Origin of the sequence: Phytopseudomonas straminea (assembly GCF_900112645.1) — a bacterium.
GTDB lineage: Bacteria > Pseudomonadota > Gammaproteobacteria > Pseudomonadales > Pseudomonadaceae > Aquipseudomonas > Aquipseudomonas straminea.
The window spans coordinates 1-15597 of record NZ_FOMO01000017.1; the positions used below are offsets into that span (position 1 = coordinate 1).

Consider the following 15597-nt stretch of genomic DNA (forward strand, 5'->3'; position numbering starts at 1 on the left):
GACAACATCAAAATGGTTGTCACCCTGATCAAGCCGATCGCCATGGAAGACGGCCTGCGCTTCGCAATTCGCGAAGGTGGTCGTACCGTTGGTGCCGGTGTTGTAGCAAAGATCGTCGAATAATCGATTGATCTGTCCCCATCAGGCCGGCATAATGGTCGGCCTGATTTTAGTTCTAGGTCAGTAGCTCAATTGGCAGAGCGGCGGTCTCCAAAACCGCAGGTTGGGGGTTCGATTCCCTCCTGACCTGCCATTTTCTAACGAATTTGGCGTGTCTTCTCACAGGATCCTTGTTCATGAATGTTAAGGCTGAAGCCAAAGACTCTCGTTTTGATCTGCTCAAGTGGATCGCGGTGGCCCTGCTTGTGGTCGCTGGAGTGGTCGGTAATCAGTACTTTTCGGGTGAGCCGATTCTGTACCGTGTGGTGGGTGTGCTGGTGCTGGCAGTCGTTGCCGCGCTCATCGCTCTGCAAACCACTAAGGGTCAGTCCTTCTTTGGGCTGGCGAAGGAAGCTCGCGTCGAGATTCGCAAGGTTGTCTGGCCGACCCGTCAGGAAACCACGCAAACCACGCTGATCGTCGTCCTGGTCGTGCTCGTCATGGCTCTGGTGCTTTGGGGGCTCGATTCGCTCCTCGGTTGGCTTGTGTCGTTTATTGTAAGTTGAGATAGGGTGTCCCGTGGCTAAGCGTTGGTACGTTGTGCATGCTTACTCGGGTTACGAGAAGCATGTAATGCGTTCGCTGATCGAGCGCGTAAAGTTCGCCGGAATGGAAGATGAGTTCGGCGAGATTCTTGTCCCCACCGAAGAAGTGGTGGAAATGCGTAACGGCCAGAAGCGCAAGAGTGAGCGCAAGTTCTTTCCAGGCTACGTGCTGGTGCAGATGGAAATGAACGAGGCGACTTGGCACTTGATCAAGGATACCCCGCGGGTGATGGGCTTTATTGGTGGTACCGCCGATAAGCCTGCCCCGATTACCGAAAAAGAGGCTGACGCCATTCTGCGTCGCGTCGCCGATAGCGGTGACAAGCCCAAGCCCAAGACGCTGTTCGAGCCGGGCGAGATGGTTCGTGTTATCGATGGTCCGTTCGCTGATTTCAGTGGCGTCGTCGAAGAAGTGAATTACGAGAAGAGCCGCATCCAGGTGGCAGTGACCATTTTCGGTCGTGCCACTCCGGTCGAGCTGGAGTTCAGTCAGGTCGAGAAGTCGTAACTGACACACGCATCCCATACCCCGCAGTCATAGGCTGCGGGGTTTTGTTGTCACTGGGATAAACAGGCAATAGTCGGGGAGCTGAAAGGCGCTAGAACCCGTAACTGGAGTAGCTAATGGCTAAGAAAATCACGGCTTATATCAAGCTGCAAGTAAAGGCCGGTCAGGCCAACCCGTCGCCACCCGTTGGTCCCGCTCTGGGCCAGCACGGCGTCAACATCATGGAATTCTGCAAGGCGTTCAACGCCAAGACCCAGGGCATGGAACCTGGTCTGCCGACTCCAGTGATCATCACTGTTTACAGTGACCGTAGCTTCACTTTCGAAACCAAGAGCACCCCGGCTTCCGTGCTGCTGAAGAAAGCGGCCGGTCTGACCAGCGGTTCGGCTCGTCCGAACACTGTCAAAGTCGGCACCGTTACCCGTGCCCAGCTCGAAGAGATCGCCAAGACCAAGCAGGCCGATCTGACTGCAGCTGATATGGATGCAGCCGTGCGTACCATCGCCGGTTCTGCTCGTAGCATGGGCCTCAACGTGGAGGGTGTGTAATGGCTAAGCTGACCAAGCGCCAAAAGGCTATCGCAGCCAAGATCGAGCCGGGCAAAGCCTACAGCTTCAACGATGCTGCTGCGCTGCTGGCCGAGATCTCCGCTGTCAAGTTCTCCGAGTCCGTTGATGTTTCCATCAACCTCGGCGTTGACCCGCGTAAGTCCGACCAGGTTGTTCGTGGTGCTACCGTTCTGCCTAACGGCAGCGGCAAAACCGTTCGCGTTGCTGTCTTCACCCAAGGTCCCGCAGCTGAAGCTGCTCTGGCTGCTGGTGCTGACCGCGTAGGCATGGACGATCTGGCTGCTGAAATGAAAGGTGGCGACCTGAACTATGACGTCGTCATTGCTTCTCCGGACGCCATGCGCGTTGTTGGCCAGCTGGGCCAGGTACTCGGCCCGCGCGGCCTGATGCCTAACCCGAAAGTCGGCACCGTAACTCCGGACGTAGCCACTGCAGTCAAGAATGCCAAGGCTGGTCAGGTACGTTTCCGTACCGACAAGAACGGCATCATCCACGGTTCCGTCGGCAAGGTTGGCTTCGAAGCCGACAAGCTGAAGCAGAACGTGGAAGCCCTGCTGGCCGATCTGAAGCGCCTGAAGCCGTCGACCTCGAAAGGTGTCTACGTCAAGCGCGTGACTCTGAGCACCACCATGGGCCCGGGTCTGCTGATCGACCAAGGTTCGCTGGACGCTTAATGCATGATGGCAGGCGCACTTGGTGCGTCTGCCGCGAAAAAATTGGGGTCCCTGCCTGGCGGGGGCTATCCAAGACCGTAGGGGGCGCAAGCCTCAAACCAGAAGAGCGATCTTCCACCCTACGCAGATGGTGCTCCCGATTCTTACCGAATCAGACACCAAAACGCCGTCCGGCCTAGGCCGGGCGAAACGGTAACATCCAGGAGTAAACCCGTGGCAATTAAACTCGAAGACAAGAAGGCCATCGTCGCTGAAGTCAACGAGGCTGCCAAAGCTGCCCTGTCCGCTGTCGTGGCTGATGCCCGTGGCGTGACCGTAGGTGCTATGACCGGACTCCGTAAAGAGGCCCGCGAAGCTGGCGTATACGTACGTGTCGTACGTAACACCCTGCTCAAGCGCGCCGTTGAAGGCACTCAGTACGACGTGCTCAACGACGTGTTCAAAGGCCCGACCCTGATCGCATTCTCCAACGAACATCCGGGCGCTGCTGCTCGTCTGTTCAAGGATTTCGCCAAGGGTCAGGACAAGTTCGAGATCAAAGCAGCTGCGTTCGAGGGCAAGTACCTTGCAGCCAATCAGATCGACGTACTGGCAAGCCTGCCGACCCGCGACGAGGGTATCGCACAGCTGATGAGCGTTATCCAAGGCGCTACCAGCAAGCTCGCTCGCACGCTGGCAGCCATTCGCGACCAGAAAGAAGCCGCCGCAGCCTAAGGCCGCATAAGCACTTTCGAAATCACATGTTTAATTTGATGGTCGCGTAGGCCGTCACCCCAATACAGGAATTCATAGTCATGTCTCTGACTAACGAGCAAATCATCGAAGCGATCGGCCAGAAATCCGTTATGGAAATCGTCGAGCTGATCAAGGCGATGGAAGAAACCTTCGGCGTTACCGCTGCTGCTGCTGTTGCTGCTGGCCCGGCTGCTGGTGCTGCCGCCGCTGCTGAAGAGCAAACCGAGTTCACCGTTGTTCTGGCTGAAGCCGGCGACAAGAAAGTGAACGTGATCAAGGCAGTTCGCGAACTGACCGGTCTGGGTCTGAAAGAAGCCAAAGCAGTAGTTGACGGCGCTCCTGGCGTGGTCAAAGAAGGCGTGTCGAAAGACGAAGCCGAAGCTGCCAAGAAAGCTCTGGAAGAAGCAGGCGCCAAAGTCGAGCTCAAGTAAGCGACGACCTTGCGTCTACAGCCCGCGCGACTCGCACAAGGCTGACGGCTGGTGGCTCTTGCCACCGGCCTTTTTCCGTTCTAGCTCGGCTGTTCCACAGCCCTGGTCCGGAACGTGAAAAACCCACCAACGAGGTGGCGCAAACCTAGGGTTTGCACGAGTTTCTGGCTGCTCCCGTCGGAGAAGCCAAATAAGCAGGTGACCAAGCTGGGGAACGCTGATGGCTTACTCATACACTGAGAAAAAACGTATCCGCAAGGACTTTAGCAAGTTGCCGGATGTCATGGATGTGCCTTACCTCCTGGCCATCCAGCTGGATTCGTACCGCGAATTCCTGCAGCAAGGCGCGAGCAAGGAACAGTTCCGCGACATCGGCCTGCATGCGGCCTTCAAATCTGTATTCCCGATCATCAGCTACTCCGGCAACGCTGCTCTGGAATACGTCGGCTACCGCCTGGGCGAGCCGGCGTTCGACGTCAAAGAGTGCGTGCTGCGTGGTGTGACCTTCGCAGTGCCGCTGCGCGTGAAAGTGCGCCTGATCATTTTCGACAAAGAATCGTCGAACAAAGCGATCAAGGACATCAAGGAGCAGGAAGTGTACATGGGCGAAATTCCGCTCATGACCGAGAACGGTACCTTTGTCATTAACGGTACCGAGCGTGTGATCGTTTCCCAGCTGCACCGTTCCCCAGGTGTGTTCTTTGACCACGACCGTGGCAAGACGCACAGCTCGGGCAAGCTGCTGTACTCCGCGCGCATCATTCCATACCGTGGTTCCTGGCTGGACTTCGAGTTCGACCCGAAGGACGCGGTATTCGTGCGTATCGACCGTCGCCGCAAACTGCCGGCCTCGGTATTGCTGCGCGCGCTGGGTTACAGCACTGAAGAAGTGCTCGACGCCTTCTACACCACCAACGTTTTCCATGTGAAAGGCGAAGGCTTGAGCCTGGAGCTGGTGCCGCAGCGCCTGCGTGGTGAAATTGCCAGCCAGGACATCAAGGACGGCAGTGGCAAGGTGATTGTCGAGCAGGGTCGTCGTATTACCGCTCGCCACATCAATCAGCTGGACAAGGCTGGCATCAAAGATCTGGACGTACCGTTCGACTACCTGATCGGCCGCACCACCGCCAAGGCGATCGTGCACCCGGCTACTGGCGAAATCCTCGCCGAGTGCAACACCGAGCTGAGCGTCGAGCTGCTGGCCAAGATCGCCAAGGCTCAGGTCGTTCGCATCGAGACCCTGTACACCAACGATATCGACTGTGGTCCGTTCATCAGCGACACGCTGAAGATCGACAGCACTACCAACCAGCTCGAAGCGCTGGTCGAAATCTATCGCATGATGCGTCCAGGCGAGCCACCAACCAAGGATGCCGCCGAGACTCTGTTCAACAACCTGTTCTTCAGCGCCGAGCGTTACGACCTGTCCGCCGTTGGCCGCATGAAGTTCAACCGTCGTATCGGTCGTACCGAGATCGAAGGTTCGGGCGTGTTGAGCCGCGAAGACATCGTCGAAGTGCTCAAGACCCTGGTCGACATCCGTAACGGCAAAGGCATCGTCGATGACATCGACCACCTGGGTAACCGCCGTGTACGTTGCGTTGGCGAGATGGCCGAGAACCAGTTCCGCGTTGGCCTGGTGCGTGTAGAGCGCGCGGTCAAGGAACGTCTGTCGATGGCTGAAAGCGAAGGCCTGATGCCGCAGGATCTGATCAACGCCAAGCCGGTTGCGGCGGCGGTGAAGGAATTCTTCGGTTCCAGTCAGCTTTCCCAGTTCATGGACCAGAACAACCCGCTCTCCGAGATCACCCACAAGCGCCGCGTCTCCGCACTCGGCCCGGGCGGTCTGACCCGTGAGCGCGCCGGCTTCGAAGTCCGCGACGTACACCCGACCCACTACGGCCGCGTGTGCCCGATCGAAACGCCGGAAGGTCCGAACATCGGTCTGATCAACTCCCTAGCGGCCTACGCCCGTACCAACCAGTACGGCTTCCTGGAAAGCCCGTACCGTGTGGTCAAGGAAGGTCAGGTCACCGACGAGATCGTGTTCCTGTCCGCCATCGAAGAAGCCGACCACGTGATCGCTCAGGCGTCCGCGACCCTGAACGACAAGGGTCAGCTGATCGACGAGCTGGTTGCCGTACGTCACCTGAACGAGTTCACCGTCAAGGCGCCGGAAGACGTCACCCTGATGGACGTTTCGCCGAAGCAGGTCGTTTCCGTCGCTGCCTCGCTGATTCCGTTCCTCGAGCACGACGACGCCAACCGTGCACTCATGGGTTCGAACATGCAGCGTCAGGCTGTACCGACCCTGCGTTCGGACAAACCGCTGGTCGGTACCGGCATGGAGCGCAACGTCGCCCGTGACTCCGGCGTCTGCGTGGTCGCGCGTCGTGGTGGTGTGATCGACTCCGTCGACGCCAGCCGTATCGTGGTTCGTGTTGCCGATGACGAAGTCGAAACCGGTGAAGCCGGTGTGGACATCTACAACCTGACCAAATACACCCGTTCCAACCAGAACACCTGCATCAACCAGCGCCCGCTGGTACAGAAAGGTGACGTGGTTGCGCGTGGCGACATCATGGCCGACGGCCCGTCCACCGACATGGGTGAACTGGCGCTGGGTCAGAACATGCGCGTCGCGTTCATGCCGTGGAACGGTTACAACTTCGAAGACTCCATCCTGCTCTCCGAGCGCGTGGTTCAGGAAGACCGCTTCACCACGATCCATATCCAGGAACTGACCTGTGTGGCCCGTGACACCAAGCTCGGCCCAGAGGAAATCTCTGCGGACATCCCGAACGTAGGTGAAGCTGCACTGAACAAGCTCGACGAAGCCGGTATCGTCTACGTCGGCGCCGAAGTCGGCCCGGGCGACATCCTGGTCGGCAAGGTCACCCCGAAAGGCGAGACCCAGCTGACTCCGGAAGAGAAGCTGCTGCGCGCGATCTTCGGTGAGAAGGCCAGCGACGTTAAGGACACCTCCCTGCGTGTGCCGACCGGCACCAAAGGTACCGTCATCGACGTACAGGTCTTCACCCGTGACGGCGTGGAGCGCGATGCGCGTGCGCTGTCGATCGAGAAGAGCCAGCTGGACGAGATCCGCAAGGACCTCAACGAAGAGTTCCGCATCGTCGAAGGCGCGACCTTCGAGCGTCTGCGTTCGGCTCTGGTCGGCAAGATCGCCGAAGGCGGCGCTGGTCTGAAGAAAGGCACCGAGATCACTGACGAAGTGCTCGACGGTCTGGAGCGCGGCCAGTGGTTCAAGCTGCGCATGGCCGACGACGCCCTGAACGAGCAGTTGGAAAAGGCCCAGGCCTACATCTCCGACCGCCGTCAGCTGCTTGACGACAAGTTCGAAGACAAGAAGCGCAAGCTGCAGCAGGGCGATGACCTGGCGCCGGGCGTACTGAAGATCGTCAAGGTTTACCTGGCCATTCGCCGTCGCATCCAGCCGGGTGACAAGATGGCCGGTCGTCACGGTAACAAGGGTGTGGTCTCGGTGATCATGCCGGTCGAAGACATGCCGCACGATGCCAATGGCACCCCGGTCGACATCGTCCTCAACCCACTGGGCGTACCGTCGCGTATGAACGTCGGTCAGATCCTCGAAACCCACCTGGGCCTGGCGGCCAAGGGCCTGGGCGAGAAGATCAACCTGATGCTCGAAGAGCAGCGCAAGATCGCTGAACTGCGTGGCTTCCTGAACGAGATCTACAACGAGATCGGTGGTCGTCAGGAAAGCCTCGACGAGCTGAGCGATCAGGAAGTGCTGGCTCTGGCCAACAACCTGCGCAAGGGCGTGCCGATGGCCACGCCGGTGTTCGACGGTGCCAAGGAAAAAGAGATCAAGGCCATGCTGAAGCTGGCTGATCTGCCGGAGAGCGGCCAGATGCGCCTGTTCGACGGCCGTACCGGCAACCAGTTCGAGCGCCCGACCACGGTCGGTTACATGTACATGCTGAAACTGAACCACCTGGTGGACGACAAGATGCATGCTCGTTCTACCGGTTCCTACAGCCTGGTTACCCAGCAGCCGCTGGGTGGTAAGGCGCAGTTCGGTGGTCAGCGCTTCGGGGAGATGGAGGTCTGGGCGCTGGAAGCCTACGGCGCCGCCTACACCCTGCAGGAGATGTTGACCGTCAAGTCGGACGACGTGAACGGCCGTACCAAGATGTACAAGAACATCGTGGATGGCGATCACCGCATGGAGCCGGGCATGCCCGAGTCCTTCAACGTGTTGATCAAAGAGATCCGTTCGCTCGGTATCGACATCGATCTGGAAACCGAATAACACGACGTGAATCGGCAGCGGGGCCTCAACCCCGCTGCCTGCTCCGCCAGGAGGAAAGGCCTTGAAAGACCTACTGAATTTGCTGAAAAACCAGGGTCAAGTCGAAGAGTTCGATGCCATTCGCATCGGCCTTGCTTCGCCTGAGATGATCCGTTCGTGGTCGTTCGGTGAAGTTAAAAAGCCGGAAACCATCAACTACCGTACGTTCAAGCCTGAGCGTGACGGCCTGTTCTGTGCCAAGATCTTTGGCCCGGTCAAGGATTACGAGTGCCTGTGCGGTAAGTACAAGCGCCTCAAGCACCGTGGTGTGATCTGTGAGAAGTGCGGCGTCGAAGTCGCCCTGGCAAAGGTTCGTCGTGAGCGCATGGCGCACATCGAACTGGCTTCTCCCGTTGCCCACATCTGGTTCCTGAAGTCCCTGCCGAGCCGTATCGGCCTGCTGATGGACATGACCCTGCGTGATATCGAGCGCGTGCTCTACTTCGAGAGCTATGTCGTTATCGATCCGGGCATGACCACCCTCGAGAAGGGCCAGCTGCTCAATGACGAGCAGTACTTCGAAGCGCTGGAAGAGTTCGGTGACGACTTCGACGCCCGCATGGGTGCCGAGGCCGTTCGCGAGCTGCTGCACGCTATCGATCTGGAGCACGAGATCGGCCGCCTGCGCGAAGAGATTCCGCAGACCAACTCGGAAACCAAGATCAAGAAGCTGTCCAAGCGTCTGAAGTTGATGGAAGCCTTCCAGGGCTCCGGCAACCTGCCAGAGTGGATGGTGTTGACCGTTCTGCCGGTTCTGCCGCCAGATCTGCGTCCGCTCGTTCCGCTGGACGGTGGCCGCTTCGCCACTTCCGACCTGAACGACCTGTATCGCCGCGTCATCAACCGTAACAACCGTCTCAAGCGCCTGCTCGACCTCTCGGCTCCTGACATCATCGTGCGCAACGAAAAGCGCATGCTGCAGGAAGCGGTCGATGCCCTGCTCGACAACGGTCGTCGCGGTCGCGCCATCACCGGTTCGAACAAGCGTCCTCTGAAATCCCTGGCCGACATGATCAAGGGTAAGCAAGGTCGTTTCCGTCAGAACCTGCTCGGTAAGCGCGTTGACTACTCCGGCCGTTCGGTAATTACCGTAGGTCCGGCCCTGCGCCTGCACCAGTGCGGTCTGCCGAAGAAGATGGCGCTCGAGCTGTTCAAGCCGTTCATTTTCGGCAAGCTGGAAATGCGTGGTCTGGCGACCACCATCAAGGCTGCCAAGAAGATGGTCGAGCGCGAGCTGCCGGAAGTGTGGGACGTTCTCGCTGAAGTGATTCGCGAACACCCCGTGCTGCTCAACCGTGCACCGACTCTGCACCGTCTGGGTATCCAGGCGTTCGAGCCGGTATTGATCGAAGGTAAGGCGATTCAGCTGCACCCGCTGGTCTGCGCCGCGTACAACGCCGACTTCGACGGTGACCAGATGGCCGTTCACGTGCCGCTGACGCTGGAAGCCCAGCTCGAAGCGCGCGCGCTGATGATGTCGACCAACAACATCCTGTCGCCCGCCAACGGTGAGCCAATCATCGTTCCGTCGCAGGACGTGGTACTGGGTCTGTACTACATGACCCGTGAAGCCATCAACGCCAAGGGCGAAGGTCGCGTGTTCGCCGACCTGCAGGAAGTCGACCGCGTATTCCGCGCCGGCGAAGCCTCGCTGCATGCCAAGGTCAAGGTGCGCATCAACGAGACCGTCAAGCAGAAGGACGGCAGCCTGGTCAAGAACACCCGCATCGTCGACACCACCGTCGGCCGCGCGCTGCTGTTCCAGGTCGTGCCGGCTGGCCTGTCGTTCGACGTGGTCAACCAGTCGATGAAGAAGAAGGCGATCTCCCGTCTGATCAACCAGTGCTACCGCACCGTGGGTCTGAAGGACACCGTCATCTTCGCCGACCAGCTGATGTACACCGGTTTCGCCTACTCGACGATCTCCGGTGTGTCGATCGGCGTGAACGACTTCGTCATCCCGGATGAGAAGGCGCGCATCATCGACGCCGCCACCGAGGAAGTGAAGGAAATCGAATCGCAGTACGCCTCCGGCCTGGTAACCCAGGGCGAGAAGTACAACAAGGTGATCGACCTCTGGTCGAAGGCCAACGACGAAGTCTCCAAGGCGATGATGGCCAACCTCTCGAAAGAGAAGGTCATCGACCGCGAAGGTAACGAAGTCGATCAGGAGTCCTTCAACTCCATGTATATGATGGCCGACTCCGGTGCGCGTGGTTCCGCTGCGCAGATCCGTCAGCTGGCTGGTATGCGTGGTCTGATGGCCAAGCCGGACGGCTCGATCATCGAGACGCCGATCACCGCGAACTTCCGTGAAGGCCTGTCGGTACTGCAGTACTTCATCTCCACTCACGGTGCTCGTAAAGGTCTGGCGGATACCGCACTGAAGACCGCGAACTCCGGTTACCTGACTCGTCGTCTGGTCGACGTCGCCCAGGATCTGGTAGTGACCGAGATCGATTGCGGCACCGACCAGGGTCTGCACATGACCCCGCACATCGAAGGCGGCGACGTTGTAGAGCCGCTGGGTGAGCGCGTACTGGGCCGTGTCATCGCCCGTGACGTGTTCAAGCCGGGCACCGAGGACGTCATCGTTCCGGCCGGTACTCTGGTCGACGAGCAGTGGGTCGAGTTCATCGAGCTCAACAGCATCGACGAAGTGGTCGTACGTTCGCCGATCAGCTGCGAAACCCGCTACGGCATCTGCGCCAAGTGCTACGGTCGCGACCTGGCTCGTGGTCACCAGATCAACATCGGTGAAGCTGTCGGCGTTATCGCGGCACAGTCGATCGGTGAGCCGGGTACCCAGCTGACCATGCGTACGTTCCACATCGGTGGTGCGGCAAGCCGTACTTCGGCTGCCGACAGCGTCCAGGTGAAGAACGGTGGTGCGATCCGTCTGCACAACCTCAAGCACGTCGAGCGTCTGGACGGCAACCTGATCGCGGTATCGCGTTCCGGTGAGCTGGCCGTTGCCGACGAGTTCGGTCGCGAGCGCGAGCGCTACAAGCTGCCGTACGGTGCGGTCATCTCCGTGAAGGAAGGTGACAAGGTCGAAGCCGGCGCCATCGTCGCCAAGTGGGACCCGCACACCCACCCGATCGTGACCGAAATGAAGGGTACCGTGACCTTCGTCGGCATGGAGGAGGGCATCACCATCAAGCGCCAGACCGACGAACTGACCGGTCTGACCAACATCGAGGTTCTCGATCCGAAGGATCGTCCTGCTGCTGGCAAGGACATTCGTCCGGCCATCAAGATGGTCGATGCCAACGGCAAGGAACTGCTGCTGCCGGGTACCGACGTTCCTGCCCAGTACTTCCTGCCCGCCAACGCCCTGGTCGGCGTGGCGGATGGTGCGCAGATCGCGGTCGGTGACGTTATCGCCCGTATCCCGCAGGAAACCTCGAAGACCCGTGACATCACCGGTGGTCTGCCACGCGTTGCCGACCTGTTCGAAGCCCGTCGTCCGAAGGAAGCTTCGATCCTGGCGGAAATCAGCGGCACCATCTCGTTCGGTAAGGAGACCAAGGGCAAGCGCCGTCTGGTCATCACCCCGACTGATGGTAGCGATCCTTACGAAGAGCTGATCCCGAAATGGCGTCACCTCAACGTGTTCGAGGGTGAGCAGGTCAACAAGGGTGAAGTCATCTCCGACGGTCCGAGCGATCCGCACGATATCCTGCGTCTGCTGGGCGTCAGCGCGCTGGCCAAGTACATCGTCAACGAGATCCAGGACGTTTACCGTCTGCAGGGCGTGAAGATCAACGACAAGCACATCGAGACCATCCTGCGTCAGATGCTGCGTAAGGTCGAAGTGTCCGAGTCCGGCGACTCCAGCTTCATCAAGGGTGATCAGGTTGAACTGACTCAGGTACTGGGCGAGAACGAGCGCCTGGTCGAAGAGGACAAGTTCATCGCCAAGTACACCCGCGTGCTGCTGGGTATCACCAAGGCGTCGCTGTCCACCGAGTCGTTCATCTCGGCGGCATCCTTCCAGGAAACCACCCGCGTCCTCACCGAAGCGGCGGTCACTGGCAAGCGCGACTTCCTGCGTGGCCTGAAGGAGAACGTGGTCGTGGGTCGTCTGATCCCGGCGGGTACCGGTCTGGCCTATCACAGCGAGCGCAAGCGCAAGCGTGATGCCGAGAAGCCGATGCGCGTCAGCGCCAGTGAAGTGGAAGCAGCGCTTACCGAAGCGCTGAACTCCAGCGAAAATTGAGAGCGCGTCCCGGCTGCCTGGCAGCCGGGTCACGTATCTTGACTGGGGGGGCGAGTCTCTTTAGACTCATGCACCCCTAAATATGGCAGGGCTTCAGCCCTGCCATTTATTTATGGTGTAAATAAATAGCGTCGAAAGACGGACAGTGGAGCTAGTAGATGGCAACTATCAACCAGCTGGTGCGTCAGCCGCGCAAGCGTATCGTCGAGAAATCCGACGTACCTGCGCTGCAGAACTGCCCCCAGCGTCGTGGCGTGTGCACTCGCGTGTATACCACCACGCCGAAAAAACCTAACTCGGCACTGCGTAAAGTTTGCCGTGTACGCCTGACCAACGGTTTCGAGGTTTCCTCGTACATCGGTGGTGAAGGTCACAACCTGCAAGAGCACAGCGTCGTGCTGATCCGTGGCGGTCGTGTAAAAGACTTGCCAGGTGTGCGTTACCACACCGTTCGCGGCTCGCTGGACACCTCGGGTGTCAAAGGCCGTAACCAGGGTCGTTCGAAGTACGGTACCAAGCGTCCGAAGTGATCGGCCGTCGGTACTGAATGCAGTTTCTAATTTTATTGAGTCGATAAGAGTAAGGTCGGGCGTAACCAAATGGTTGCAGTTCCGGGCTAACCTGAAGACCGTTTGAGGGCTTATCAAATGCCAAGACGTCGTGTAGCAGCCAAGCGCGAAGTGCTTGACGATCCAAAATACGGAAGCCAAATCCTGGCCAAGTTCATGAACCACGTGATGGAAAGCGGCAAGAAAGCCGTTGCCGAGCGTATCGTTTATGGCGCCCTGGAGAAGGTTAAAGAGCGTAAGAACAGCGATCCCCTGGAAATCTTCGAGAAAGCTCTCGACGCCATCGCTCCGCTGGTCGAAGTGAAGTCGCGCCGTGTAGGCGGTGCTACTTACCAGGTTCCGGTCGAAGTTCGTCCGTCCCGTCGTAACGCTCTGGCCATGCGCTGGCTGGTGGATTTCGCCCGTAAGCGTGGCGAAAAATCCATGGCTCTGCGCCTCGCTGGTGAACTGCTGGACGCCGCCGAAGGCAAAGGCGCCGCAGTCAAGAAGCGTGAAGACGTGCACCGTATGGCCGAGGCCAACAAAGCGTTCTCGCACTACCGTTTCTAAATCCGGCATCACTCAATTTGCGAGGGCTTTATGGCTCGTAATACAGCAATTAACCGCTACCGTAACATTGGTATTTGCGCGCACGTCGATGCGGGCAAGACCACGACTACCGAGCGGATCCTGTTCTACACAGGTCTCAGCCACAAGATGGGTGAGGTGCATGACGGTGCAGCCACTACCGACTGGATGGTGCAGGAGCAGGAGCGTGGTATCACCATTACTTCCGCTGCCGTTACCACTTTCTGGAAGGGTTCGCGTGGTCAGTATGACAACTACCGCGTAAACGTCATCGATACCCCCGGCCACGTTGACTTCACCATTGAAGTAGAGCGTTCGCTGCGTGTACTCGACGGCGCTGTCGTCGTGTTCTGTGGTACTTCCGGCGTTGAGCCGCAGTCGGAAACCGTATGGCGTCAGGCCAACAAGTACGGTGTACCGCGCGTTGTCTACGTCAACAAGATGGACCGTGCAGGCGCCAACTTCCTGCGCGTCGTCGGTCAGATCAAGAACCGTCTGGGCCACACTCCGGTGCCGATCCAGCTGGCCATTGGTGCAGAAGAGAACTTCGAAGGTCAGGTCGATCTGATCAAGATGAAGGCTATCTACTGGAACGATGACGACAAGGGCACCACCTACCGCGAGGAAGAAATTCCGGCGGAGATGCTCGAGCTGGCCAACGAGTGGCGCAGCAACATGGTCGAAGCTGCTGCCGAAGCCAACGAAGAGCTGATGAACAAGTACCTCGAAGAGGGCGAGCTCTCCGTCGAGGAAATCAAAGCCGGTCTGCGCCTGCGCACCCTGGCCAGCGAAATCGTTCCGGCCGTCTGTGGTTCCTCGTTCAAGAACAAGGGCGTTCCCCTGGTTCTCGACGCGGTCATCGACTTCCTGCCTGCTCCTACCGAAATCCCGGCGATCAAGGGTATCCACCCTGATCTGATCGAGAAGCCAAAGGAAGAGCTGGTCGACGCCGATTTCGACGAGCGTCACGCTTCCGACGACGAGCCGTTCTCGGCTCTGGCTTTCAAAATCGCTACCGACCCGTTCGTGGGTACTCTGACCTTCGTCCGCGTTTACTCGGGCTTCCTGACCTCCGGTGACTCCGTCATCAACTCGGTCAAGGGCAAGAAAGAGCGCGTTGGCCGTATGGTCCAGATGCACGCCAACCAGCGTGAAGAGATCAAGGAAGTGCGCGCTGGCGACATCGCCGCATTGATCGGCATGAAGGACGTCACCACTGGTGACACCCTGTGCAACGCCGACAAGCCAATCATCCTCGAGCGTATGGACTTCCCGGAGCCGGTTATCTCGGTAGCCGTTGAGCCGAAGACCAAGGCTGACCAGGAGAAGATGGGTATCGCACTGGGCAAACTCGCTCAGGAAGACCCGTCGTTCCGCGTCAAGACCGACGAAGAGACTGGCCAGACCATCATCTCCGGTATGGGTGAGCTGCACCTGGATATCCTCGTTGACCGCATGAAGCGCGAGTTCAACGTCGAAGCCAACATCGGCAAGCCGCAGGTTTCCTACCGCGAGAAGATCACCAAGAACTGCGAAATCGAAGGCAAGTTCGTTCGTCAGTCCGGTGGTCGTGGTCAGTTCGGTCACTGCTGGATTCGCTTTGCTCCGGCAGACGAAGGTCAGGAAGGTCTGGTATTCGTCAACGAAGTCGTGGGCGGTGTGGTTCCGAAGGAATACATCCCGGCCATCCAGAAGGGTATCGAAGAGCAGATGAAGAACGGCGTCGTTGCCGGCTATCCGCTGATCGGCCTGAAAGCGACCGTGTTTGACGGTTCCTACCATGACGTCGACTCCAACGAGATGGCGTTCAAGGTGGCAGCTTCCATGGCGACCAAGCAGCTGGCCCAGAAGGGCGGCGGTGTTGTGCTTGAGCCGATCATGAAAGTAGAAGTGGTAACCCCTGAGGACTACATGGGTGACGTGATGGGTGACCTGAACCGTCGTCGTGGTCTGATCCAGGGTATGGAAGACTCGGTTTCCGGTAAGGTTATCCGTGCCGAGGTTCCGCTGGGTGAGATGTTCGGTTACGCAACCGACGTTCGCTCCATGTCCCAGGGTCGCGCAAGCTACTCCATGGAATTCTCCAAGTACTCCGAGGCTCCGGCGAACATCGTCGAAGCTCTGGTTAAAAAACAAGGCTGATTCAGCCCTTTAGGCAAGAGGTTCACTGTCGTGGCTAAAGAAAAATTCGAACGTAACAAACCGCACGTCAACGTTGGCACCATTGGTCACGTTGACCATGGCAAAACCACTCTGACCGCTGCTCTGACTCGCGTCTGCTCCGA

13 protein-coding genes and 1 tRNA gene are annotated in these 15597 nt (G+C 58.7%); all 14 read left to right on the plus strand.

The window, feature by feature from the left end; genetic code table 11:
• The coding region (locus BM279_RS22900; protein ID WP_482811884.1) for an EF-Tu C-terminal domain-related protein at nt 1–123 on the plus strand (123 nt) is incomplete at its 5' end.
• A gap of 54 nt (nt 124–177) precedes the next feature.
• Nucleotides 178–253: transfer RNA gene (locus tag BM279_RS22905), tRNA-Trp, on the plus strand.
• 43 nt (nt 254–296) lie between these two features.
• Nucleotides 297–665, plus strand: coding sequence for a preprotein translocase subunit SecE (gene secE / locus BM279_RS22910; RefSeq protein ID WP_013789747.1), 369 nt, complete (start codon nt 297–299; stop codon nt 663–665).
• Nucleotides 666–678: 13 nt separating this feature from the next.
• Nucleotides 679–1212, plus strand: coding sequence for a transcription termination/antitermination protein NusG (gene nusG / locus BM279_RS22915; RefSeq protein WP_013789748.1), 534 nt, complete (start codon nt 679–681; stop codon nt 1210–1212).
• A gap of 116 nt (nt 1213–1328) precedes the next feature.
• The gene (rplK, locus tag BM279_RS22920; RefSeq protein ID WP_013789749.1) at nt 1329–1760 is read left to right on the plus strand and encodes a 50S ribosomal protein L11; all 432 of its coding nucleotides are present in this window, start codon (nt 1329–1331) and stop codon (nt 1758–1760) included.
• The gene (gene rplA, locus BM279_RS22925; protein WP_013789750.1) at nt 1760–2455 is read left to right on the plus strand and encodes a 50S ribosomal protein L1; all 696 of its coding nucleotides are present in this window, start codon (nt 1760–1762) and stop codon (nt 2453–2455) included. Before rplK ends, rplA begins: the two co-directional genes overlap by 1 nt.
• Before the next feature lie 213 nt (nt 2456–2668).
• Complete coding sequence (gene rplJ / locus BM279_RS22930) at nt 2669–3169, plus strand: 50S ribosomal protein L10 (protein ID WP_093507695.1); 501 nt, start codon at nt 2669–2671, stop codon at nt 3167–3169.
• Nucleotides 3170–3249: 80 nt separating this feature from the next.
• Complete coding sequence (gene rplL / locus BM279_RS22935) at nt 3250–3621, plus strand: 50S ribosomal protein L7/L12 (RefSeq protein ID WP_027904610.1); 372 nt, start codon at nt 3250–3252, stop codon at nt 3619–3621.
• Between the two features lie 220 nt (nt 3622–3841).
• Nucleotides 3842–7915 carry a DNA-directed RNA polymerase subunit beta gene (rpoB, locus tag BM279_RS22940; protein ID WP_093507697.1) on the plus strand — a complete coding sequence of 1358 codons (4074 nt, stop codon included), beginning with the start codon at nt 3842–3844 and terminating at the stop codon, nt 7913–7915.
• A gap of 61 nt (nt 7916–7976) precedes the next feature.
• On the plus strand, nt 7977–12176 hold the full coding sequence (rpoC, locus tag BM279_RS22945) for a DNA-directed RNA polymerase subunit beta' (RefSeq protein WP_093507699.1): 4200 nt from the start codon (nt 7977–7979) through the stop codon (nt 12174–12176).
• Between the two features lie 158 nt (nt 12177–12334).
• Nucleotides 12335–12706 carry a 30S ribosomal protein S12 gene (rpsL, locus tag BM279_RS22950; RefSeq protein ID WP_003186084.1) on the plus strand — a complete coding sequence of 124 codons (372 nt, stop codon included), beginning with the start codon at nt 12335–12337 and terminating at the stop codon, nt 12704–12706.
• Nucleotides 12707–12823: 117 nt separating this feature from the next.
• Nucleotides 12824–13294 (plus strand): 30S ribosomal protein S7, encoded by a 471-nt coding sequence (gene rpsG, locus BM279_RS22955; RefSeq protein ID WP_002555493.1) that lies wholly within the window; start codon nt 12824–12826, stop codon nt 13292–13294.
• A 30-nt stretch (nt 13295–13324) separates the two neighbouring features.
• Complete coding sequence (fusA, locus tag BM279_RS22960; protein WP_074890258.1) at nt 13325–15454, plus strand: elongation factor G; 2130 nt, start codon at nt 13325–13327, stop codon at nt 15452–15454.
• Nucleotides 15455–15484: 30 nt separating this feature from the next.
• Nucleotides 15485–15597: GTP-binding protein (locus BM279_RS22965; protein ID WP_244154210.1), on the plus strand; the 113-nt coding region annotated here is incomplete at its 3' end.

Coding starts and splice junctions, on each gene's coding strand:
- rpoB (WP_093507697.1), top strand. CDS start 3,842: ATGGCTTACTCATACACTGAGAAAAAACGTATCCGCAAGGACTTTAGC.
- rplA (WP_013789750.1), top strand. CDS start 1,760: ATGGCTAAGCTGACCAAGCGCCAAAAGGCTATCGCAGCCAAGATCGAG.
- rplL (WP_027904610.1), top strand. CDS start 3,250: ATGTCTCTGACTAACGAGCAAATCATCGAAGCGATCGGCCAGAAATCC.
- rpsL (WP_003186084.1), top strand. CDS start 12,335: ATGGCAACTATCAACCAGCTGGTGCGTCAGCCGCGCAAGCGTATCGTC.
- rplK (WP_013789749.1), top strand. CDS start 1,329: ATGGCTAAGAAAATCACGGCTTATATCAAGCTGCAAGTAAAGGCCGGT.
- secE (WP_013789747.1), top strand. CDS start 297: ATGAATGTTAAGGCTGAAGCCAAAGACTCTCGTTTTGATCTGCTCAAG.
- rpsG (WP_002555493.1), top strand. CDS start 12,824: ATGCCAAGACGTCGTGTAGCAGCCAAGCGCGAAGTGCTTGACGATCCA.
- fusA (WP_074890258.1), top strand. CDS start 13,325: ATGGCTCGTAATACAGCAATTAACCGCTACCGTAACATTGGTATTTGC.